The sequence below is a fragment of the Pseudomonas vanderleydeniana genome, from assembly GCF_014268755.2.
Lineage (GTDB): Bacteria > Pseudomonadota > Gammaproteobacteria > Pseudomonadales > Pseudomonadaceae > Aquipseudomonas > Aquipseudomonas vanderleydeniana.
In genome coordinates this window covers 456895-479407 of the sequence record NZ_CP077093.1, presented here as the reverse complement: position 1 = coordinate 479407, position 22513 = coordinate 456895, and the positions used below count along the sequence as shown (strand labels likewise).

16 protein-coding genes are annotated in these 22513 nt (G+C 64.3%); 7 read left to right on the top strand and 9 right to left on the bottom strand.

Annotated features, from left to right (window positions below; all coding sequences use genetic code 11):
• Positions 1–283: 283 nt before the first annotated feature.
• The 4 genes from tcyN to HU752_RS02110 all read right to left on the bottom strand — a co-directional run bounded on the left by tcyN (position 284) and on the right by HU752_RS02110 (position 3826).
• Positions 284–1033: an L-cystine ABC transporter ATP-binding protein TcyN gene (gene tcyN, locus HU752_RS02125; protein WP_186689193.1), complete on the bottom strand. Its 750-nt coding sequence runs from the start codon at positions 1031–1033 to the stop codon at positions 284–286.
• A 3-nt stretch (positions 1034–1036) separates the two neighbouring features.
• Positions 1037–1702, bottom strand: a complete 666-nt coding sequence (gene tcyL / locus HU752_RS02120) for a cystine ABC transporter permease (protein ID WP_186689195.1) — start codon at positions 1700–1702, stop codon at positions 1037–1039.
• The gene (gene tcyJ, locus HU752_RS02115) at positions 1702–2496 is read right to left on the bottom strand and encodes a cystine ABC transporter substrate-binding protein (RefSeq protein ID WP_186689198.1); all 795 of its coding nucleotides are present in this window, start codon (positions 2494–2496) and stop codon (positions 1702–1704) included. The genes tcyL and tcyJ overlap by 1 nt, the downstream gene beginning before the upstream one ends.
• 334 nt (positions 2497–2830) lie before the next feature.
• Positions 2831–3826: a D-cysteine desulfhydrase gene (locus HU752_RS02110; protein ID WP_186689201.1), complete on the bottom strand. Its 996-nt coding sequence runs from the start codon at positions 3824–3826 to the stop codon at positions 2831–2833.
• Positions 3827–4016: 190 nt separating this feature from the next.
• On the opposite strand from HU752_RS02110, the gene epsC reads away from it, so the two are divergent.
• The 3 genes from epsC to betT all read left to right on the top strand — a co-directional run bounded on the left by epsC (position 4017) and on the right by betT (position 8599).
• Entirely contained in the window at positions 4017–4946 is a 930-nt protein-coding gene (gene epsC, locus HU752_RS02105; protein ID WP_186689204.1) for a serine O-acetyltransferase EpsC, read from the top strand.
• 231 nt (positions 4947–5177) lie between these two features.
• Positions 5178–5804: an isochorismate family cysteine hydrolase YcaC gene (ycaC, locus tag HU752_RS02100; protein ID WP_217838499.1), complete on the top strand. Its 627-nt coding sequence runs from the start codon at positions 5178–5180 to the stop codon at positions 5802–5804.
• Between the two features lie 833 nt (positions 5805–6637).
• Positions 6638–8599 carry a choline transporter BetT gene (betT, locus tag HU752_RS02095; RefSeq protein WP_186684320.1) on the top strand — a complete coding sequence of 654 codons (1962 nt, stop codon included), beginning with the start codon at positions 6638–6640 and terminating at the stop codon, positions 8597–8599.
• A gap of 240 nt (positions 8600–8839) precedes the next feature.
• Here the strand turns inward: betT and HU752_RS02090 are convergent, their stop codons facing one another.
• The gene (locus HU752_RS02090) at positions 8840–9580 is read right to left on the bottom strand and encodes an SDR family oxidoreductase (RefSeq protein ID WP_186684135.1); all 741 of its coding nucleotides are present in this window, start codon (positions 9578–9580) and stop codon (positions 8840–8842) included.
• 124 nt (positions 9581–9704) lie between these two features.
• Here HU752_RS02090 and HU752_RS02085 point away from each other — a divergent pair, with 124 nt between their 5' ends.
• Complete coding sequence (locus HU752_RS02085; RefSeq protein WP_186684137.1) at positions 9705–10595, top strand: LysR family transcriptional regulator; 891 nt, start codon at positions 9705–9707, stop codon at positions 10593–10595.
• Positions 10596–10604: 9 nt separating this feature from the next.
• On the opposite strand, the gene HU752_RS02080 is transcribed toward HU752_RS02085, so the two are convergent.
• Positions 10605–11648 (bottom strand): LacI family DNA-binding transcriptional regulator, encoded by a 1044-nt coding sequence (locus HU752_RS02080; RefSeq protein ID WP_186684139.1) that lies wholly within the window; start codon positions 11646–11648, stop codon positions 10605–10607.
• 210 nt (positions 11649–11858) lie between these two features.
• Here HU752_RS02080 and HU752_RS02075 point away from each other — a divergent pair, with 210 nt between their 5' ends.
• The 3 genes from HU752_RS02075 to mgrA all read left to right on the top strand — a co-directional run bounded on the left by HU752_RS02075 (position 11859) and on the right by mgrA (position 16975).
• On the top strand, positions 11859–14108 hold the full coding sequence (locus HU752_RS02075) for a TonB-dependent receptor (protein WP_186684142.1): 2250 nt from the start codon (positions 11859–11861) through the stop codon (positions 14106–14108).
• 44 nt (positions 14109–14152) lie between these two features.
• Positions 14153–15490 (top strand): LLM class flavin-dependent oxidoreductase, encoded by a 1338-nt coding sequence (locus HU752_RS02070; RefSeq protein WP_186684144.1) that lies wholly within the window; start codon positions 14153–14155, stop codon positions 15488–15490.
• 447 nt (positions 15491–15937) lie between these two features.
• Positions 15938–16975, top strand: coding sequence for an L-glyceraldehyde 3-phosphate reductase (mgrA, locus tag HU752_RS02065; protein ID WP_186684146.1), 1038 nt, complete (start codon positions 15938–15940; stop codon positions 16973–16975).
• Positions 16976–17172: 197 nt separating this feature from the next.
• Here mgrA and HU752_RS02060 read toward each other — a convergent pair whose 3' ends face one another.
• From HU752_RS02060 to HU752_RS02050, 3 genes are read right to left on the bottom strand one after another with little or no spacing between them, the layout of a single operon-like run.
• Complete coding sequence (locus HU752_RS02060) at positions 17173–20226, bottom strand: efflux RND transporter permease subunit (RefSeq protein ID WP_186684148.1); 3054 nt, start codon at positions 20224–20226, stop codon at positions 17173–17175.
• Positions 20223–21293 (bottom strand): efflux RND transporter periplasmic adaptor subunit, encoded by a 1071-nt coding sequence (locus HU752_RS02055; RefSeq protein ID WP_186684150.1) that lies wholly within the window; start codon positions 21291–21293, stop codon positions 20223–20225. Before HU752_RS02055 ends, HU752_RS02060 begins: the two co-directional genes overlap by 4 nt.
• Positions 21290–22390 (bottom strand): efflux RND transporter periplasmic adaptor subunit, encoded by a 1101-nt coding sequence (locus HU752_RS02050; protein WP_186684152.1) that lies wholly within the window; start codon positions 22388–22390, stop codon positions 21290–21292. Before HU752_RS02050 ends, HU752_RS02055 begins: the two co-directional genes overlap by 4 nt.
• Positions 22391–22513 lie beyond the last annotated feature (123 nt).

Below are 22513 nucleotides of genomic sequence, written 5' to 3'. Positions count from 1 at the left end.
GGGTGCAATCCGAATAACGCCATACGAATGAGCGGTCAGCTAAGGGTTTTGCCTGGCAGGTGTCAAGGCCTTGAAGCGCGACGATTTCGATCGCTTCAGGATTCGGACAAGTCCTACTTCACCCAGCGGTGGTCAAGGGTTTCGCCACGATGACGCGGGGTAAGGGAGACTGAATGAAAGCGTTGCCAGGTCATAGATTTTAATTACCTGCAACTATTCAATTCATTATTGGTTGAATAGCGTACTCATTCCCTGAGTACGTTATTTTAACTAAAGAGCTTTCCTACGCATCACCCAGAAACTTACTGAGGAATTGCCGGGTCCGTTCTTCTTTCGGATTGGCAAACAACGCCTTGGCTTCACCCTGTTCGACAATCACGCCCTTGTCGAAAAAGATCACCCGGTTGGCCACGTCACGGGCGAAACTCATCTCGTGGGTGACGATCACCATGGTGCGTTTCTCTTCCGCCAGGCCGCGAATGGTCGCCAGCACTTCGCCCACCAGCTCCGGATCGAGGGCCGAGGTCGGTTCATCGAAGAGGATCACCTGCGGCTCCATCGCCAGTGCCCGGGCGATTGCCACCCGCTGTTGCTGGCCACCGGACAGGCGCCGTGGATAGGACTCTTCCTTGCCCGCCAGGCCGACCTTGGCCAGCAGCTTGCGGCCCAGGGCCTGGGCCTGGTCGCGCGGGGTCTTCTTGACCACGATCGGGCCTTCGATGACGTTCTCCAACGCGGTGCGATGGGGAAACAGGTTGAAGTTCTGGAACACGAAACCCACCTGCTGGCGCAGCTTGCGGATCAGCGTCTGCTGCTGGCTCAGCGGCCGGCTGCCGTCGATCTCGATATCCCCGACCTGGATCCGCCCGCTGGACGGTTCCTCGAGGAAGTTCAGGCAACGCAGGAAGGTGGTCTTGCCGGAACCGCTGGGGCCGATGATTGCCACCACTTCGCCGGCCTCGACCTTGAGGTCGATACCCTTGAGCACACTCTGGCCATTGAATTGCTTGGTCAGTTTTTCAACCACGATCATGCTTCAGGACTCCAGGTCATGCCGGTTGACCCGGTCTTCCAGGCGATTCTGAAAATACGCCAGGATGCTTGCCAATACCCAGTAGATCAGGGCCGCAGACAGATACATGGTGAAAATTTCAAATGTCCGTGCCGACACCAGTTGCGCCTGACGGAACAGCTCGGGCACCTGGATCGTCGCCGCCAGCGCCGTGTCCTTGACCAGTGAAATGAAACTGTTGCCCAAGGGTGGCAAGGCGGTACGCATCGCCTGTGGCAGGATGGCCCGACGCAGGGTTTGCGCACGGGTCATGCCGATACTGGCTGCAGCTTCCCACTGACCTCGCTCGATGGAAGCGATGGCAGCACGCAGGATTTCACAGGCGTAGGCGGCCATGTTCAGCGAAAAGCCGATCATGGCCGCCGGGATCGGATCCAGCTCGATGCCCACTTGTGGCAAACCGTAGTAGATCAAAAACAGCTGCACCAGTAGCGGCGTGCCGCGAAAGAACGACACGTAGACCCGGGCGATCCCGCTGACCAGCTTGAAGCGCGACAGACGCATCAAGGCCAGGCCGAAGCCCATCAGAAAGCCGAAAAACATCCCGCCGAGGCTGAGAATCACCGTGTAGTACGCGCCCTTGAGCAGAAAGGGCGCGGAGTCCAGCGCGAGTTGCAAACCTGCTTCCATTATTGAGTGACGTCAGCGTTGAAGTATTTTTCGGACAGCTTCTTCAAGGTGCCGTCAGCGCGCAGCTTGTCGAGGGCCTTGTTCACGGCGTCGAGCAGTTCAGGCTCGCCCTTGCGCAGGGCAATACCGGCTTCCTGGCGGGAAAAGGCATCGCCGGCAGCGGCGGTGTCCGGGGCTTTCTTGGCGTATTCCAGGGCGGCCAGGCGGTCGATCAGGATCGCGTCGATACGGCCGATGCGCAGGTCCTGGAACTTGGTCGGGTCATCGTTGTAGGTCTTGATAATGGCTTTTGGCTGGTTGTCCTTGAGCCATTGTTCGTAGTTGGTGCCCAGGCCCACACCGACTTTCTTGCCGGCCAGGTCGTCGGCGGTCTTGATCGCGTCGACGTTCTTTTTCAGGACCAGTGCCTGGATGCCGGAGACGGTGTAAGGCTTGGAGAAATCGTACTTCTTCTTGCGCTCTTCGGAGATGGTGACCTGGTTGACCACCGCGTCCAGACGCTTGGACTCCAGGGCCGCGAGGATGCCATCCCACGGGGTGGCCTGCAGCTTGACCTTGACGCCCAGCTCCTTGGCCAGCGCCTCGGACAACTCGACTTCGAAACCGCTGAGCTTGCCGCTTTCATCGACAAAGCTGAACGGCGGATAGGTGCCTTCCAGGCCGATCTTGATCTCGCCAGCTTTCTTGATCAGGTTCAGTTGTTCACCGGCCACGGCCTGGCCCAGCAGACCGGCGCCGAGCACCAGACCCAGGCTGCCAACCAGCAGACGCTTGCGAAATGCGGAAATATTCATGAAGAGCCCCGTGTGTTTTTTATGGGAAAAGGAAGGCAAACCTGACACTTTGATTACCACCGGCCATCCTGCCTCAAAGCAGTATTGGCGTCTCGTGGCAAATTCGCCTGGGGCGAAACTATAAACCGATCCTTTTATAATTTTAAATAATATAAAAGAATCCATTTAGAACCTTTTTCAGGCCAATCAGGGAGTTCAGCGGCGTCTGGTTCGCGGATAAATCAGGCTCCCACAAGCGCTCGCGCCGTGCATGAACCCTGCGAACGACGCTGACACTGTGGGAGCCGGATTTATCCGCGAACCAGGCGACACCGCCCCCCCTGCCTGGAACCGGTCAGGCAAACGACGCGTCATAGGCAAACAGCGCCGGCGCCCCGCCGGTATGCAGGAAGATGATCGGCCCCTCGTCGAAGCGCTGCAAGCCAATGCCATCGAGCAACCCGGCCATCGCCTTGCCGGTGTACACCGGGTCGAGCAGGAGGCCTTCCTGGCTCGCCAGCAGCTTGACCGCCGCCAGGGTCCCGGCATTCGGCTCACCGTAGCGCGGGGCGAAATACTCGTCCCACAGCTGCACCTTGAAGCTCTCCGGCAGCGGCACGCCCAGCAGCTCGGCCGTGCGTTCGGCCAACACCTGTACCTTCGGCCGCTGCGCCTCGTCGCTACGCGAAACCGTCACGCCGATCACCGGCAACTGCGGCAGTGTTTCGCTCAGGCCCAGGGCCAGGCCACTGTGGGTCCCGGCACTGCCGGATGCCAGCACCACCGCGGCGAACTCCAGGCCGGTCGCCTCGATCTGCGCCGCCAGCTCCAGGCCTGCACGCACGTAGCCCAGCGCGCCGAGAGCATTGGAACCGCCGATCGGCACCAGATAGGGCTTCTTGCCGTTGCTGCGCAGGCGCTCGGCCAGGGCCTGCAACTGCTCGTCGGCGTTGTCCAGGTTGTCCACCAGCTCGACCCGTGCATCGAACAGGTCCAGCAGCAGGCGGTTGCCGTTGCCGAGGTAGTTGCCATCCTCGGTGCCGATCGGATTCTCCAGCAGGGCCACGCAGCCCAGGCCCAGGCGGGCGGCCAGCGCGGCGGTCTGGCGAACATGGTTGGACTGGATCGCCCCGGCGGTGACCAGCGTGTCGGCTCCCGTCGCCAGCGCATCGGCGGCCAGGTACTCGAGCTTGCGCAGCTTGTTGCCACCCAGCGCCAGGGGCGTCAGGTCGTCACGCTTGATGTAGATATCACGGCCCACCCACGCCGAAAGACGTTCCAGTTTCTGCAGGGGCGTGGCCTGCTCGAGCAGGGGCAGGCGGTCGAAGCGAGCGAGCTGTTGTTTGATCATGAGTCCGAACTGACGGTAGGAAATGTTCCGACTATAGGCAGGCACTTTTCCCCAGGCAACCGCCGAATTCTTATTTCAAAACGTTCTTAGCAAAGCACTATTCGTTCTTAAACGCCGCTCAGGTCGCTGCCGTAAAGTGAAAGCCATTCAGGTGGCCCGATTGTCCGGCCGCCAGGTCGGAGATTTGATCGTGAGCGAGCGTTCCAGCCATTGGCAACTACAGACCATCGTCAGCCAGCTACGCAGTGCCCGGGATGAGTGGCGCAGCCGCAACGGGCGGGTCAGTGATGAACAGGGTGGGCGCGAACTGCCGTCGCGCCAGGCCATGGCCGAGATTCTCGAAGCCCTCTGCGGGGCGTTGTTCCCGATGCGCCTGGGGCCAGTGGACCTGCGCGAGGAAAGCGAGGATTTCTACGTCGGCCACACCCTGGATGCCGCGCTCAATTCGTTGCTGGCCCAGGCCCGTCTGGAACTGCGCTACGCCGCCCGGCATGACGGGCAGGCCGATGCCGAGGTGCAGGCCAAGGCCCTGCGGCTGATCCAGGACTTCGCCCTGGCCCTGCCGGGGTTGCGCCGGCTGCTCGACACCGATGTCCTGGCGGCCTACCAGGGCGACCCGGCGGCGCGCAGCGTCGACGAAGTGCTGCTGTGCTATCCGGGTATTCTCGCGGTGATCCACCATCGCCTGGCGCATCACCTGTACCGCGCCGGGTTGCCCCTGCTGGCACGGATCAGTGCGGAAATTGCCCACTCGGCCACCGGTATCGACATCCATCCGGGTGCACAGATCGGCCCGAGCTTCTTCATCGACCACGGTACCGGCGTGGTGATCGGTGAAACGGCGATCATTGGCGAACGGGTGCGCATCTACCAGGCGGTGACCCTTGGCGCCAAGCGCTTCCCGGCGGACGAGGACGGCCAGTTGCAGAAGGGCCACCCGCGGCACCCGATCGTCGAGGACGACGTGGTGATCTATGCCGGCGCGACCATCCTGGGGCGCATCACCATTGGCAAGGGCGCCACCATCGGCGGCAACGTCTGGCTGACCCGCAGCGTGCCGGCCGGTTGCAACCTGACCCAGGCGAACCTGCAGCAGCATGAGAACGAGATACAGCGCTGAGCGAGTGGCTGACGCAGTCACTGTGGGAGCTGGCTTGCCAGCGAAGGCGTCCTCAAGGCCGTCACAAGCTTCGCGGGAAGCCCGCTCCCACAAGGTTCACCGCTGAACTGTCCATCCTGAGGAGACAGTCAAACCGATTTGAGCCGCTTTTTCCTTTTTCGGCGGCTCATTAATCTGGTCACACATTGAACGACACAGCTTTCCACCACTTAAACGAAAAAGGATTCCACCATGAGCAAGCCAACCTACAACCGCCTGAACAAAGACGACGCCGTAGTCCTGCTGGTCGACCACCAGACCGGCCTGATTTCCCTGGTGCAGGACTTCTCGCCGAACGAGTTCAAGAACAACGTGTTGGCGTTGGCTGACCTCGCCAAGTTCTTCGACCTGCCGACCGTGCTGACCACCAGCTTTGAACAGGGCCCGAACGGCCCGCTGGTTCCAGAGCTGAAAGAGATGTTCCCGGACGCGCCGTACATCGCCCGCCCCGGCCAGATCAACGCCTGGGACAACGAAGACTTCGTCAAGGCGATCAAGGCCACCGGCCGCAAGCAACTTATCATCGCCGGTGTGGTGACTGACGTTTGCGTAGCCTTCCCGACCCTGTCGGCGCTGGCTGAAGGTTTTGATGTGTTCGTGGTGACCGATGCTTCCGGTACCTTCAACGAAACGGTGCAACAGGCGGCGTGGAACCGCATGACCCAGGCTGGTGCGCAGATGATGAACTGGTTCTCGGTGGCCTGTGAGCTGCACCGCGACTGGCGCAACGACATCGAAGGCCTGGGCAACCTGCTGTCGCAGCGGATCCCGAACTATCGCAACCTGATGAACAGCTACGCGGCGCTGACAGCCCGCTGAGTTTCCCCTGAACCACCAGGCCCGCCTTTGAGCGGGCCTTTTGCTTTGCGGCGGCCAGACTCCGACGTTCCCACGCTCGGCGTGGGAACGCCTCCCAGGAGGCTCTGCACCCGCCCTGGTGACGCAGAGCGTCACCGGCTGCATGCCCACGCAGAGCGTGGGCACGATCAGCGATGGGGGCTATCCGATCGTTCCCACGGTCCCCGTGGGAACGCCTCCCAGGGCGCTCTGCGCCCGCCCAGGGGACGCGGAGCGTCACCGACTTCATACCCACGCAGAGCGTGGGCACGATCAGCGATGGGGGGCTATCCGATCGTTCCCACGGTCTCCGTGGGAATGCCTCCCAGGGCGCTCTGCGCCCGTCCTGGTAACGCAGAGCATCACCGGCGGCATGCCCACGCAGAGCGTGGGCACGATCAGCGATGGTGGGCTATCCGATCGTTCCCACGGTCTCCGTGGGAACGCCTCCCAGGGCGCTCTGCGCCCGCCCAGGGGACGCAGAGCGTCACCGGCTACATGCCCACGCAGAGCGTGGGCACGATCAGTGATCAAACTCCAGCCCCCACAAAATGAAGCCGCTCACCCCATCGATCACTGCCTACAACCTTTGCTGAAAGGCACTGTCAGAACAATACCGTCCAGCCCTGCGATTGGTCTCAGACCCCCCATTCATGTTTAACTTGAATGTTCGTTCAAGTTAAAACCGCAGTTCGCTGCCCGCTCACAACAGGAGGCCTGCCTTTGCTGAGTCCGAAATATCCAGCCACGCTCCACCCCTTCGAGGTACCCGCCATATGAGTACCTCCACGACCGCACCCAGCGGCCTGATCCGCATGAACCCGCCCGTTTTCTACTTCGCCGCGACCTTCATTCTGCTGTTCGGCCTGGTGGTCATCAGCCAGCCCGAAGCCGCCGGCCGGTGGCTATTGGCCGCACAGAACTGGGCGGCCAACACGGTCGGCTGGTATTACCTGCTGGCGATGACCCTGTACCTGGTCTTCGTGGTGGTCACCGCCTTGTCCGGCTACGGCAAGATCAAGCTCGGTGCCGACCACGACGAACCCGAGTTCAGCTACCTGTCCTGGGCCGGCATGCTGTTCGCCGCCGGTATCAGCATCACCCTGTTCTTCTTCTGCGTCTCCGAACCGCTCACGCACATGCTCCAGCCGCCCCAGGGCGAAGCGGGCACGCCAGCCGCCGCGCGCCAGGCGATGCAGATCCTGTTTCTGCACTGGGGCCTGCACGGCTGGGGCGTATTCGCCTTCGTCGGCATGGCCCTGGCCTACTTCGCCTACCGGCACAACCTGCCGCTGGCGCTGCGTTCGGCGCTGTACCCGCTGATCGGCAAGCGCATCAACGGGCCCATCGGCTACACGGTGGATGGCTTCGGCATCATCGCCACGGTGTTCGGTCTGGGCGCCGACATGGGCTTCGGCGTGCTGCACCTCAACTCGGGGCTGGACTACCTGTTCGGCGTGTCCCACACCCAGTGGATCCAGGTCGGCCTGATCGTGCTGATGATGGGCGCAGCCATCGCCGTCGCGGTGGCTGGCGTCGACAAGGGCGTGCGGGTGATGTCCGACATCAACATGCTGCTGGCCTGCGCCCTGCTGCTGTTCGTGCTGTTCGCCGGCCCCACTCAGCACCTGCTCAACACCCTGATCCAGAACCTCGGCGACTACCTCGGGGCACTGCCGACCAAGAGTTTCGACCTCTACGCCTACGACAAGCCCAGCGACTGGCTCGGCGGCTGGACCGTGTTCTACTGGGCCTGGTGGATTGCCTGGGCGCCCTTCGTGGGCCTGTTCATCGCGCGGATTTCCCGCGGCCGGACCATCCGTGAATTCGTCTTCGGCGTACTGCTGATCCCGCTGGGTTTCACCCTGGCGTGGATGTCGATCTTCGGCAACAGCGCCATCGAGCAGGTGCTCAACCACGGCATGACGGCGCTCGGCCAATCGGCCATCGACGATCCGTCGCGCACCCTGTACCTGCTGCTGGAGACCTACCCGTGGAGCCGCACGGTGATTGCGGTCACGGTGCTCATCAGCTTCGTGTTCTTCGTCACTTCGGCCGACTCCGGCACCGTGGTGCTGTCGACGCTGTCCGCCCGCGGCGGCAATGCCGACGAGGACGGGCCGAAATGGCTGCGGGTGTTCTGGGGCGCGATGACCGCGCTGATCACCAGCGCCTTGCTCTTCTCCGGCAGCATCGACGCACTGAAGTCGGCGGTGGTGCTGACCTCGCTGCCGTTCTCGCTGATCCTGCTGGCGATGATGTGGGGGCTGCACAAGGCGTTCTACCTGGAATCGCAGAAGCGTATCGCCCAACTGCACTCGCTGGCACCGGTGTCCCAGGCCCGTCGCGGCCGGGGCGGCTGGCGCCAGCGCCTGAGCCAGGCGGTGCACTTCCCGTCGCGGGACGAGGTGTACCGCTTCCTCGACCAGACCGTACGGCCGGCGATCGAGGAAGTCACCGCGGTGTTCGTCGAGAAGGGCCTGAACGTGCTCGCCCAGCCCGACCCGGCCAACGACAGCGTCAGCCTGGAGATCGGTCATGGCGACCTGCACCCGTTCGTCTACCAGGTGCAGATGCGCGGCTACTTCACGCCATCCTTCGCACTGGGCGGCCTGGGCTCGCGGGACCTGCGCAACCGCCGCTACTACCGTGCCGAGGTGCACCTGAGCGAAGGCAGCCAGGACTATGACCTGATGGGCTACAGCAAGGAGCAGATCATCAACGACATCCTCGACCAGTACGAACGGCACATGCAGTTCCTGCACCTGGTGCGCTGATCACAGACCTGTGGGAGCCGGCGGTCTTTGATCCGCCGCCGATGAGCGGCAGAACAGGCTCCCAGAACCGCAGAACCGTGGGAGCCGGCGGTCCGGCGCCCCGGTTTATCCGCGAACCGCCGAAGGCGGCCAGTATCCGACCGCTCATCGCAGGGGGAATTAAAGACAGTTGGCTCCCACGGTTGTGGCGTCCGCCTTCCGTCCTGGGGACAATCCAGAAATCGGTGCCTGCCGCCGGAATCAGACCAGCCCACCATTGGCCCGCAACACCTGGCCATTGACCCACCCCACCGCCGGGCTCACCAGGAAGGACACGATCTCGGCAATGTCCTCCGGCTGGCCCAGTCGCTCCAGCGGTGGCATGCGGGCGAAGGTCTGGATCTGCTCCTCGCTCTTGCCCTGCAGGAACAGTTCGGTCGCCACCGGCCCCGGCGCCACGGCATTGACCGTGATCCGCCGGCCGCGCAGCTCCTTGGCGAACACATGGGTGAACGATTCCACCGCCGCCTTGCTGGCGATGTACACCGCGTAACCCGGCATGTTCAGCCCGACGGTGCTGCTGGAGAAGTTGACGATGCGCCCGTCGTCATTCATCCGTTTCGCGGCCTCGCGCAGGGTGTTGAAGGTGCCACGGGTGTTGATGGCGAATGTCTGTTCGTACAGCTCGTCACTGTGCTCGGCCAGCGGCAACACCTTGAGGATGCCGGCGTTGTTGACCAGCACATCGACCTTGCCCAGTTGCAGCTCGATCTCGTCGAACATCCGTGCGACATCGGCGGCGTTGGCCACGTCAGCCTTGATCGCTATGGCCTGGTGGCCGGCCTGGCGCAATTCCACCACCAGCGCCGATGCCTCGCTGGCACTGCTCGCATAGTTGATCGCCACCGCAAAGCCCTGTGCGGCCAGCTGACGGGCGATCACGGCGCCGATGCCACGCGAGGCACCGGTGACGATGGCGACTTTTCGGGATGCTTGGGTCATGTCGAGACTCCTGGAATGTGCGTTGAAGTGAAGTCACTTTCACAGGTTTATCCAGGCCGATAAATGCGCGATAGTTGACCTGACTATTCAATAATCACCAACAATCGAGCACGACGGAGCACGCATGGACCAGGTCAAGGCGATGAGAGTGTTCGTGCGGATCTACGAACGCAGCAGCTTCACTCTGGCCGCCGAGGACCTGGACCTGCCCCGGGCGACCCTGACCCACACTCTCAACCAGTTCGAGGCCTGGCTCGGCACCCGGCTATTGGAACGCAGCACCCGGCGCGTGCGCCCGACCCTCGACGGCGAGGCCTACTACCCGCGCTGCGTGCAGTTGCTGGCGGAACTGGAAGAAGCCGAACTGGCCTTTCGCACGGTGGCGCCCAAGGGCCGCCTGCGGGTCGACCTGCAAGGCACCCTGGCGCGCTATTTCGTGGTTCCGGCGCTGCCGGCCTTTCTGGAGCGCTACCCGGATATCGATGTGTCCATCAGCGAAGCCAGCCACTTCATCGACCTGATCGCCGAAGGCGTCGACTGCGTGCTGCGCTCGGGCAATCTCGGCGACTCGTCGCTGATCGGCAAGCGCGTCGCCAACCTGCGCCAGGTGACCTGCGCCAGCCCGGCCTACCTGCGCCGACATGGCGAACCGCGCAACCTCGCCGACCTCGAACGACACCAGGGGGTGAACTACGTCTCCCGGGCCACCGGCAAGCTGTTTTCATTCGAGTTCATGGAGAATGGGGTGTCGCGGGAAGTCCCGCTGGCCGGTCGGGTCTCGGTGTTCGGTGCGGAAATCTACGCGGCCTCGGCGGTGGCCGGGCTCGGCCTGATCCAGGTGCCGCACTACCGGGTGGCGGAGCAGATCGACCAGGGCCTGCTGCGCGAAGTCCTGCCGGACCATCCGCCGCCGCCGATGCCGGTGTCGGTGCTCTACCCGCAGAACCGGCACATGTCGCCACGGGTGCGGGTGTTCGTCGACTGGATCAGCGAGCTGTTCGCCCACGCCACCTGACCTCCAGGATCAGGCACTCTCACGTTCGATCAGTTGGCAGGTCAGCAGGTTCAGGCGCTGCACGTCGTCCACCGGCAACACACCCAGGCTCTCCAGCACCCGCGTCGCCGCCAGCACGCCGATCTCCAGCGCCGGCGGCTTGATGGTACTCAGGCTCGGCAGGAGCATTTCGGCGAACGGGTAATCGCCGAAGCCCAGCACCGCGCAGTCCTCGGGAATCTTCAGCCCGGCACGCTGCCCGGCCAGCAGGCCACCGGCCGCCAGGTTGTCATTGGCGAAGATGATCGCGTCGGGCCGGGTGGCCTCGCTCATCAGCGCCTGCATCGCCTGCTTGCCCGCCTCGAACGGCGCCAGGCCGGCCTGCGGGACGAACACCCAGGGTTCCAGCCCCAGCTCGCGAACCGTCGCCGCATAACCGTCGCGGCGCTCCAGTGCGCTGAAGTCGCCCGTGGCGCTGTTCTGCACGAAGGCGATCCGCCGATAGCCCTTGCCATGCAGGTAGCGAGCGGCACTGACGCCGACCTCATGGTGGGAAAAACCGATCTGCAACGGCCCGCGCTGCGGCTGGTAGTCCCAGGTCTCGACCACCGGGATGTCCGCCTCGGCGATCATCTTCTCGGTGCCCGCGCTGTGAAAACGACTGGTCAGCACCAGCGCCGCCGGCGACCAGCCGAGAAACGCGCGCACCGCACTCTCTTCCTGTTCCGCCGAGAAATAGCTCGACGCCAGCAGCAGTTGGTAGCCATGTCGATTGAGCGTATCGCTGAAGCCCTGGATGGTGTTCGCGAAGATCGGCCCGGAGATGTTCGGGATCACCATCGCGACGATCCGCCCACGGGCGGACGCCAGCCCGCCGGCCACCAGGTTCGGTACGTAGCCCAACTCGGCCACCACCTGGGCGATCCGCTCGCGGCGCTCGGGTGAGACCTGCTCGGGGTTGTTGAAGTAGCGCGACACGGTGATCGCCGAGACCCCCGCCTCTTTGGCAACCGTATTCAGGGTGACCCGTCCGGCCCCCCGGCGCTTGCGACCTGGCGCTTTGTCAGCAGTCAAGGATGCGATCCTTCTTGAAAACCAAAAGGAATATAAAAGTAATTTTTCAGTATTGGACGGTCTATGCCGACCTTTCCGATACTGGCGATGTTAGCGCTAACAAAACGCTTTGTCTGCCTGCTACTCGCTCGAGCGAATGCCCCAAGACAAATCAGGCGCTGTCGACGCAGAGCGACGGCGGTTCAGGGTCATTTTTCGAGCGGGCACCACATGCACAACACATTCGGGGAGCAACACACACTGGCGCGAGCGATCCGTGCCGCCACGCCACGGCGTCCACACCTGGCCTGGCTGCTGGCCGGGCTGGCGGCACTGCCGTCGCCGGCCGTCTTCGCCGCCGAGACCGGCACCGACCAGGAACCGACGCTGAAAGCGGTGACAGTCACGGCCACCCGTCGCGAAGAATCGCTGCAGAAGGTCCCGGTGGCGGTCTCGGTGGTCGATGGCGAACAACTGGAGCGTGACAGTCGCAACGGCGTTGCCAGCATCGTCCAGCAAGTGCCGACACTGAACTTCCGCACCGGCGCCTCGAACAAGGACACCTCGCTGTTCGTCCGGGGCGTCGGCACCATTTCCACTTCACCCGGGGTCGAGCCGACCGTGGCGACGGTGATCGACGGCGTGGTCTACAGCCGGCCCGGCCAGGCCACCCTGGACCTGCTCGATCTCGACCGCATCGAAGTGCTGCGCGGCCCGCAGGGCACGCTGTTCGGCAAGAACGCCTCGGCCGGTGTACTGAACATCGTCACCAAGGCACCGACCGCCGAGACCCACGGCTATATCGACCAGTCGTACTTCAGCGGCAACGAAAGCCGGACCCGCTTCGGCATCGGCGGCAGCCTGGTGCCCGACACCCTCAAGGGCTCGCTGACCACCCTGTTCGGCAGCTACGACGGCAACGTCGACAACAAGCACAACGGCCAGGAAGTCAACGGCTACAACCACAAGGGCGTACGCGGCAAGCTGGAGTTCACCCCCAACGAGGACGTGAAGTTCACCCTCGCCGCCGACTACATGCAGTCCCATGACGACGCCCCCAATGGCGTGGTCAGCAAATCCCTGAGCCCGGCGTTCACCAACGCGCTGAGCCCGGTGCGGCCGTCCTCCGACAACCGCGACATCAACACCGATACCCGCAGCTACGTCGACGACATCAACAAGGGGGTCTCCGGGCAACTGGACTGGAGCCTCGGCGACTACACCCTGACCTCGATCACCGCCTGGCGCGGCTGGAGCAACCACCAGTACCAGGATGGCGACCGCCTCGGCAGCGTCACCGCGGCCTTCCCCGGCACCGCCGACCGCGGCGCGCTGGACTTCAACCAGTACTCGCAGGAAATCCGCCTGGCCTCGCCCAAGGGCCAGTTCCTGGAATACGTCGGTGGCCTGTTCTACATGCACGGCAAGGACGAGGAGACCTACCAGCGCACCCTGACCACTACGACCAGCGCCAATCGCGGCGTCGCCGACTACAGCACCACCAGCGACAGCTACGCGGTGTTCGGCGAAAGCACGCTGAATTTCACCCCGACCTTCCGTGGGATCGCCGGCCTGCGCTACACCCACGACGACCTGTCCTACGACCACCGCCGTGTCTCGACCTCCGCGACCACGGTCAGCGGTATCCAGCCGGCCACCAGCAGCCAGGGCTCGGTGGACGAGGACGGCTGGTCCGGACGCCTCGGCGTGCAGTACGACCTCAGCGACAACGTCACCAGCTACCTGACCTACTCGCGTGGCTACAAGGGCCCGGCCTATAACGTGTTCTTCAACATGCAACCGCGCGACACCGACGCGCTGAAGCCGGAAACCTCCAACACCTGGGAAGCCGGGATCAAGGCCACCAGCTGGAACAACCGCCTGACCACCAACCTGGCGGTGTTCCACAGCGACTACGACAACTACCAGGCGAACTTCTACGACACCGTCGCCGGCCAGGTGGTGACCCGCCTGATCAACGCCGGCAGTGTGAGCACCGAAGGCGTGGAGGCCGACTACGCGCTGCAGGCCACCAGCAACCTCAAGCTCTCCGGCGCCCTGGCCTACACCCGGGCACGGATCGACGAGTTCTCCTGCCCACCCGGCGCGGCCGCCAGTTGCAACGTCAACGGCAAGCCACTGCCGTTCAGCCCGGACTGGAAGAGCTACGTGCGCGCCGACTACAGCCTGCCGCTGAACAACGGCCTGGACCTGGAAATCGGCACCGACTTCAGCTGGCAGAGCGAAGTGCAGTACGACATCGCCCAGAACGTCGATACCCGGCAGGGCGCCTACGGCATCTGGAACGCGAGCATCGCCCTGGCCGACTACAACGAAGGCTGGCGCGTGGCGCTGCTGGGGAAAAACCTCGCCGACAAGTCCTACTCGCCGTTGCTGGCCAGTGGCGGCAACTACATCTACCGGGCCGTGCCACGGGATGACGAACGCTATTTCGGCATCCAGGTGCGCAAGGATTTTTGAGCCGTTGCGTGCACAACACTCAATCCATTGCCAAGGAACCTGTCATGACCCAAACCCCGCGCCAGATGAAACTCGGTGCCTTCCTGATGGCTACCGGGCACCACGTCGCAGCGTGGCGTCACCCCGAAGTCCCGGCCAACGCCGGCCTGGATTTCGGCCACTACAAGCAGCTGGCGCGCATCGCCGAGGCGGCGAAGTTCGACGCGCTGTTCGTCGCCGACAGCGTCGCCGCCGCCGAGGGTGACATCGCCAGCCGCATGGCCCGTTCGGATCACTTCGAACCGCTGACCCTGCTCTCGGCCCTCAGCGCGGTGACCGAACGCATCGGCCTGATCGCCACCGCCACCACCAGCTACAACGAGCCGTACCACGTGGCGCGCAAGTTCGCCTCGCTGGACCACCTCTCCAGCGGCCGCGCCGGCTGGAACCTGGTGACCTCGGACGCCGCCGCCGAGGCCCTGAACTTCGGCCGCACCGAGCACATCAGCCATGCCGAACGCTATGCGCGGGCACGCGAGTTCCACCAGGTGGTCACCGGCCTGTGGGACAGCTGGGAGGACGACGCCTTCACCCGCGACAAGGCCAGCGGCCAGTACTACGACCCGGCCAAGCTGCACGTGCTCAATCACCAGGGCGAGCACTTCAAGGTCCGCGGCCCGCTGAACGTCGCCCGCTCGCCCCAGGGCCGGCCGGTGATCGTCCAGGCCGGCTCGTCGCAGACCGGGCTGGAACTGGCCGCACAGACCGCCGAGGTGGTGTTCACCGCACAAACCTCCCTGGCCAGGGCCCAGGCTTTCTACGCCGACCTCAAGGGCCGCCTCGCGCGCTTCGGGCGCCCGGCCGACGCCCTGAAGATCATGCCGGGCGTATTCGTCGTGGTCGGCCGGAGCGAGAGCGAGGCGCGGGAGAAACATGAAGCCTTCCAGGATCTGGTCGAGCCGCAGGTCGGTGTCGCGCTGCTCGGACGCATGCTCGGCAACTTCGACCTGTCCGGTTATCCGCTCGACGGGCCGTTGCCCGAACTGCCGCTGACCGACAGCGGCCAGCAGAGCCGGCAGAAGCTGCTGACCGAGCTGGCCGGCCAGGAGAACCTGACCCTGGCGCAACTGGGTCGGCGTATCGCCGGTGGCCGCGGGCACTACAGCCTGGTCGGTACACCGACCCAGATCGCCGACGAACTGCAGGCCTGGTTCGAACAGGGCGCGGCAGACGGCTTCAACGTACTGGTACCGCACCTGCCGGGCGGGCTGGAGGACTTCGCCACCCACGTGGTGCCGGAACTGCAGCGCCGCGGACTGTACCGGACCGAGTACCAGGGCAGCACGTTACGTGAGCACCTGGGCCTTGAGCGACCGACAAACCGCTTCTCGCAGCCCTTGTAGGGCTGGCCGTGAGGCAGAAAAACCCTTTTGAAGCAAAAATTGATCATTTTTTGATCTTATCAAACCACTAAATCATACTTTTTCGTATTACGTACCACGTGTACTGGCAGTAAATTTTTGATTTCCCTAGAAATTGCTGGACAGAACAGCTGTTTTGCCGAGGGGTAAAAAATGGCCAGGTATGTACTAATTTGTACTGAAGAAAAATGGCTTTCGAGGACGAATTTAAAGTCAAGCGCTAATTTACGAAGCCGTCAGAAACCTGCCTGCCGGAAAATTTGCGCGAGCGACGGCAAGCCGGTACGAAATCCGCGGAACATGAAACGTTTCAGTCGCGGATCGAATCCGGGTCTGGCGTGGTCTGTCTCAGACGTATGCTGATTGACCCGGAACGTAATGAAATGGGCGTTGCCCTGTGAAATTTCCCGCGCAATGAGAGAGGATTCGATGACTTATCAAGCTGCCGAAAACCGCTACGACTCCATCCCCTACCGCCGCGTCGGCCGCAGCGGCCTGGTGCTGCCCGCGCTGTCCCTGGGCCTGTGGCACAACTTCGGCGACAGCACGCCGATCGACACCCAGCGCGCCCTGCTGCGTACCGCCTTCGACCTGGGCATCAACCACTTCGACCTGGCGAACAACTACGGCCCGCCCTACGGCAGCGCCGAGATCAACTTCGGCCGGCTGCTGCGCGAGGACTTCAGGCAGTACCGCGACGAACTGATCATCTCCAGCAAGGCCGGCTGGGACATGTGGCCGGGCCCCTACGGCCAGGGCGGCGGCTCGCGCAAATACGTGCTCGCCAGCCTCGACCAGAGCCTGCAGCGCATGGGCCTGGACTATGTGGACATCTTCTACTCGCACCGCTTCGATCCGGATACACCGTTGGAGGAAACCGCCGGCGCCCTGGCCACCGCAGTGCAGCAGGGCAAGGCGCTGTACGTCGGCATCTCCTCGTACTCCGGGGCGAAGACCCGCGAGATAGCGGCGCTGCTCCAGGACTGGAAGATCCCGCTACTGATCCACCAGCCGGCCTACAACCTGCTCAATCGCTGGGTGGAAAAGGACCTGCTGGATACCACCGAGGAACTCGGCACCGGCGTGATCGCTTTCACCCCGCTGGCCCAGGGCCTGCTGACCGACAAGTACCTCAACGGCATCCCACAGGATGCGCGGATCAACCGCCCGGGTGGCGGCTCGCTGCGTGAGTCGCACCTGTCGGAGACAAACATCAACCATGTCCGGGCCCTGAGCGGGATCGCCAAGCGCCGTGGCCAGAGCGTGGCGCAGTTGGCCCTGGCCTGGACCCTGCGTGACCCGCGGGTGACCTCGGCGCTGATCGGCGCGAGCCGGCCAGAGCAGATCGTCGAAAACGTCGGGGCGCTGAAGAACCTGGCATTCAGCCAGGAGGAACTGGCGGAGATCGACCGTTTCGCCCAGGAAGGCGGGATCAACCTGTGGGAGAAGCCGTCGACGGCCGAGTGATTGCCCCCGCCCCCACAACTCTAGCGGGCACACACAGCCCCGATCGTTCCCACGCTCTGCGTGGGAATGCCTCCCTGGACGCTCGGCGTCCACTCTGGTGACGCGGAGCGTCACGGGCTGCGTTACCACGCGGAGCGTGGGAAAGATCAACCTCTGTACCTGGCACAGCCCTCCCTCGTGGCAGCGCTCTACAGCCCTCAGGCCGCGTCGCGTTTCGGCTCGCGAATCCGGTACCACGCCACATACAGCGCCGGCAGGAACATCAGCGTCAGCACCGTCGCCACCACGATCCCGCCGATCATCGCGTAGGCCATCGGCCCCCAGAACACCTCCCGGGCAATCGGGATCATCCCCAGGCTCGCGGCCGCCGCCGTCAGCAGGATCGGCCGGCGCCGGTGTTCGGTCGCCTCCACCACTGCGTCCCACGGCTCGTAGCCGTTGCTTTCGTACTCGTCGACCTGGGTCACCAGGATCACCGAGTTGCGGATGATGATGCCGATCAGCGCCAGGATTCCGAGGATCGCCACGAAGCCCATCGGCGTTCCCGTCGGCACCAACGCCAATACCACGCCGATCAGCCCCAGCGGCGCGACGCTGGCGACCAGGAACATCTTCTGCACGCTGTGCAGCTGGATCATCAGGAAGGTCGCCATGAGGAACAGCATCAGCGGCACCACGTGGGCGATCGGCCCCTGGGCCTTGCCGCTCTCCTCCACCGTACCGCCGGTGACCACCTTGTAGCCCGGTGGCAGGCCGGCAGCGAACTTGTCGATATCCGGCTTCAGTTGCCGCACCAGGTCGGTCGGCTGGATACCCCCCCGCACGCCGGCCTTGAGGGTGATGGTCGGCAGCCGGTCACGCCGCCAGACCAGCGGCTGCTCCAGCTCGTAGCGCACCGTGGCGAACGCCAGCAACGGGATCGAGGTGCCGTTGGGCGTGACGATCTGCAGGTTCTGCAGGGTTTCCGGCGTACCCCGCTCGCTGTCCACCGCACGGCCGACCACGTTGATCAGGTAGATATCGTCCTTCACCTGGGTCACCGGCGCGCCGCTGACGATGGTGTTCATCAGCTTGGCGACGTCCTCGGACGACAGGCCGAACTGCCGTGCCTTGTCCTGGGCGATGTCGATGCGCAGCACCTTGCCCGGCTCGTTCCAGTCGTAGATGGTCTCGCCGACACTGGGATTCTTGTCGAGGAGGGTCGCCAGTTCGATGGCGTGCTTGCGCACCTGGTCGATGTCCTTGCCACTGACCCGGTACTGCAACGGCCGCCCCACCGGTGGGCCCATTTCCAGGGTCTGGACGAAACTGCCAATGCCGACGAAGTCCTCGCGCAGGCGCTTGTTCAACCGATCCATGAGCGCGGCACGCTGCTCCAGGCTCTTGCTGACGATGATCAACTGCGCGTAGTAGGGGTTCTGCAATTGCTGGTCGAGCGGCAGGTAGAAACGGATCGCGCCCTCGCCGATGTAGGTGCTCCAGCGCAGGATGTCAGGATCGTCCTTGAGGCTGGCTTCCAGCCGGTCCACCGCCTTGCGGGTCTCGTTGATCGAGGCGTTCTGCGGCAGGTTGAGGTCGACTAAAATCTCCGGGCGATCCGAGGACGGGAAGAACTGGTTCTGCACGAAGCGCATGCCGAACACCGACAGCGCGAAGATCAGCACCGTCAGGCCGATGGCCCACCAGCGGTTGCGCAACGACCACAGCAGCCCGGCATTGAAGGCCCGCGCCACACGGCCGTTGCCACTGTCGTGGGCCTTCACCTTCTCGCTGAGGATGTGCACGCCGATCACCGGGGCGAACAGCACGGCGACGATCCACGACACCAGCATCGCCACGGCGATCACCGCGAACAGGGTGAAGGTGTACTCACCGGCCGAGCTGGCATTGAGACCGATGGGCACGAAGCCGGCGACGGTCACCAGGGTCCCGGTGAGCATCGGGAAGGCCGTGGAGGTATAGGCGAACGTCGCCGCCTGCTCCTTGCTGTCGCCCTTTTCCAGGCGGGTGACCATCATCTCCACGGTGATCATCGCATCGTCCACCAGCAGGCCGAGAGCGATGATCAATGCACCGAGGGAAATCCGCTGCATGGTGATGCCGCTGTACTCCATGAACACGAAGACCATCGCCAGTACCAGCGGGATCGAGCAGGCCACCACCAACCCGGCACGCAGGCCGAGGGCGACGAAGCTCACCACCAGGACGATGATCACCGCCTCGAACAGGGCACTGGTGAAGCCGCCGACGGCCTTCTCCACCACCTCGGCCTGATCGGAGACCTTGTGCACGCCAACGCCCACCGGCAGGTCGGCGGTGAGGCTGTCCATGCGCTCATGCAGGGCCTTGCCGAACTCCTGGATGTTGCCGCCCTTCTTCATGGCGATCGCCAGGCCGATGGCGGTCTGGCCGTTGTAGCGGAACAACGGCGTCGGTGGGTCGACGTAACCGCGGCTGATCTCGGCGATATCCGCCAGCCGGTAGAAACGATCGTTGAGCTTGAGGTTGACCGCCTCCAGGTCCTTTTCCGAGGCGTACTGCCCGGACGCGCGCACCGAGATGCGCTCGGGGCCGGCCTCGATCACCCCGGCCGGGGTCACCGCGTTCTGCGATTGCAGGCTCTGCACCACCTGGCGCTGGTCGATGCCCAGGGCCGCCAGCTTGCGGGTGGAGAAGTTCAGGTAGAGCACCTCGTTCTGCTCGCCGATCATCTCGATCTTGCCCAGCCCCGGCACGTCGCGGATCTGCGCGCGGACCTGTTCGACGTAGTCGCGCAGCTGGCGCATGGTCAGGCCGTCGCTGGTGAAGGCGTAGACCGAGCCGAACACGTCGCCGAACTCGTCGTTGAAACCCGGGCCCTGGATGTCCTGGGGGAACTCGCCGCGGATGTCGTCGATCTTCTTGCGCACCTGGTACCAGATCTGCGGGATGTCCTTGCCGCTGGTGGTATCGCGCAGGAATACGAACACCGTCGATTCGCCGGGGCGGGTGTAGCTCTTCACGTAGTCGAGCGAGTCGAGCTCCTCGAGCTTTTTCTCGATGCGATCGGTGACCTGCTCCAGGGTCTCGTCCACCGTGGCGCCCGGCCACTTGGTCTGGATGATCATGGTCTTGATGGTGAAGGACGGGTCTTCCTCGCGCCCGAGGTTGATGTAGGAAAACACCCCCATCAGCAAGGCGACGAACATCAGGTACCAGACGAACGATTGGTGCTTGAGCGCCCACTCGGACAGGTTGAAGCTCCCTTTCATCGTGGGGTTTCCTCGTCGATTCTGACTTTCTGCCCGGGCTTGAGACTGTTCACCCCGGCACTGACCACCTTCTCGCCGGCCTTGACGCCAGCGCCGAGCAGCAGGCTGTCGCCCTCGCGGCTGACGACCGTCACCTCACGCGGCGAGACGGTCGAGCTCTGCGGGTCGATGATCCAGACCTGCGTCTTGCCCTGGTGCTCCCACAGCGCCGACAGCGGCAGTTGGGTACGCGGTTCGATGGCCGAACTCAGGGTCACGCTGATCGAGGTGCCCAGGCGAAACGCCGCCGGGGTTTCAGCCAGGGTCAGCCGGGCCCGCCGCGTGCGGGTGGCGCTGTCGGCCTGGGGCTCGATCTCGCGCAAGCGGGCGGTGGTGTTGATGCTCGGGTCGAGCTGGCTGGCGACGCGGAATTCGACGCCTTCATGCAACTGGTCGGCCAGGGTGGCCGGCAGGTCGATCACCGCTTCCTTGACGTCCGGCCGCGCCAGCGTGACCACCTCCTGGCCGGCGCTGACCACCTGGCCGGCCTCGACCTTCCAGTCGGTGACCACGGCGGCATGGTCGCTGCGCAGTTCGGTGTAGCCCAGCTGGTCCCTGGCCTGGCCGACCGAGGCACGGGCCTGTTCGAGCGAGGCGCCGGTGGTCTTCAGATCGGTCTGGGCCACGTCCAGTTGGGCCTGCGCACCGACGCCACGGTCGAACAGTTCCTGCTGGCGGCGGGCGTTGGCCTGGGCATTGATCCACTGCGCCTCGATGCGCGACAGGTCGCCCTGGGCAGCACGCAACTGGTTCTGCTGGTCGGTCGGATCGAGGCTGGCCAGCAGCGCGCCCTGCTCCACCTCGCTGCCGACGTCGACATGACGCCGGGCGATCCGTCCCGAAACCCGGAAACCCAGGGTGCTCTCATAGCGGGCCTGGATGCTCCCGGCAAAACGGCCGAGGCTCTGCACCGACTCGGGCTTGACCTCGATGAACAGCACCGGCCGCACCGGCTCTGGCGGCGGCTCCTGCTTCGAACAGGCGGCCACCAGCAGGGCTCCCAGCCACAGCAGCGACAGGCGCTTCATGGCGTGCTCCCCCCGGCGACCTGGACCGGTGGCTGGGCGATCTCCACCAGCATGCCCGGATGCAGCAGTTGCCCACCGGCGACCACCACCTTCTCGCCACCCTGCAGCCCTTCGCCGATCATCACATGGCCGGTCAGGTAGCGCGCGACCTTGACCGGGTGCAGGCTGACCTTGCCGGCCTCGTCCACCAGCCAGACGGCCGGCTCGCTGACGTCCTTGGTCAACGCCGACCAGGGCAGTTCGATACTGGCCTTGGCCGGTGCCGTCACGGTGGCGCTGACCACCGAGCCGAGGTCCATGCCGGCCGGCAGCGCCTCCAGCGCCACCTTGACCTGCACCGTACCGCTCTGGGCCGAGACCGCCGGGGTCACTTCACGGACCTTGCCCACGGCCTTGATCGCCGGGTTGTCGAGCAGGGTCACGGTGATCGGCAGGTCTGCGGGCGGCTCCACCAGCAGCGACTCGTAGACATTGAACACGGCATCGCGCTCACCGTCGCGGGCCAGGCTGAAGATCGGCATGGTCGCCTGCACCACCTGGCCGACCTCGGCCTGGCGCGCGGTGATCACCCCCGGCGCCTCGGCGACCAGCGCGGTGTAACCGAGTTGCTCACGGGCATTGGCCAGTTGCGCCTGGGCTGCGGCCAGCGCGCTCTTGGCACTGAGCAGGCCGGCCTGGGCGGAATCGTATTCACTGCGACTGGTGTAGCCCTTGGGCAGCAGCTTCTGCTGGCGGACGAACGCCGCGCTAGTCTGTTGCACCCGCGCCTGCTGGGCACTGACCTCGGCCTGGGCGCTGTCGACGTTGGTCTGCAGGTCCTTGGGATCGAGCCTGGCGAGCACCTGCCGGGCGGTGATCCGGGCGCCGACATCGACATTGCGCTGGATGATCTTGCCGCCGACCCGGAACGACAGGTCGGTCTGTACCCGCGCCTGGACGTCGCCGGTGAGCGTGACGGCCGCACCGAAATCCTTGCGCTGCACCTGCTCGACGAAGACCCGCGGGCGAAGTGGCTCCGGAGGTTTTTCATGACCACAACCGCTTAGGAGCGCCAGCGGCACCAGGGCCACCTCCCACCTAATTCGACGCCCTTTCATACACACTCCTTCGCGTAATGCCGACTCGCAGTGTCATTACGACTGATAGCGTAGAACAGGGTTCCGTCCCTGCACGACTGCCCCATCGTCGTGGCGAGCGGGCTTGCCCGCGTTCGGCCGCGC

Coding starts and splice junctions, on each gene's coding strand:
- tcyN (WP_186689193.1), bottom strand. CDS start 1,033: ATGATCGTGGTTGAAAAACTGACCAAGCAATTCAATGGCCAGAGTGTG.
- tcyL (WP_186689195.1), bottom strand. CDS start 1,702: ATGGAAGCAGGTTTGCAACTCGCGCTGGACTCCGCGCCCTTTCTGCTC.
- tcyJ (WP_186689198.1), bottom strand. CDS start 2,496: ATGAATATTTCCGCATTTCGCAAGCGTCTGCTGGTTGGCAGCCTGGGT.
- HU752_RS02110 (WP_186689201.1), bottom strand. CDS start 3,826: ATGATCAAACAACAGCTCGCTCGCTTCGACCGCCTGCCCCTGCTCGAG.
- ycaC (WP_217838499.1), top strand. CDS start 5,178: ATGAGCAAGCCAACCTACAACCGCCTGAACAAAGACGACGCCGTAGTC.
- betT (WP_186684320.1), top strand. CDS start 6,638: ATGAACCCGCCCGTTTTCTACTTCGCCGCGACCTTCATTCTGCTGTTC.
- HU752_RS02090 (WP_186684135.1), bottom strand. CDS start 9,580: ATGACCCAAGCATCCCGAAAAGTCGCCATCGTCACCGGTGCCTCGCGT.
- HU752_RS02085 (WP_186684137.1), top strand. CDS start 9,705: ATGGACCAGGTCAAGGCGATGAGAGTGTTCGTGCGGATCTACGAACGC.
- HU752_RS02075 (WP_186684142.1), top strand. CDS start 11,859: ATGCACAACACATTCGGGGAGCAACACACACTGGCGCGAGCGATCCGT.
- HU752_RS02070 (WP_186684144.1), top strand. CDS start 14,153: ATGACCCAAACCCCGCGCCAGATGAAACTCGGTGCCTTCCTGATGGCT.
- mgrA (WP_186684146.1), top strand. CDS start 15,938: ATGACTTATCAAGCTGCCGAAAACCGCTACGACTCCATCCCCTACCGC.
- HU752_RS02060 (WP_186684148.1), bottom strand. CDS start 20,226: ATGAAAGGGAGCTTCAACCTGTCCGAGTGGGCGCTCAAGCACCAATCG.
- HU752_RS02055 (WP_186684150.1), bottom strand. CDS start 21,293: ATGAAGCGCCTGTCGCTGCTGTGGCTGGGAGCCCTGCTGGTGGCCGCC.
- HU752_RS02050 (WP_186684152.1), bottom strand. CDS start 22,390: ATGAAAGGGCGTCGAATTAGGTGGGAGGTGGCCCTGGTGCCGCTGGCG.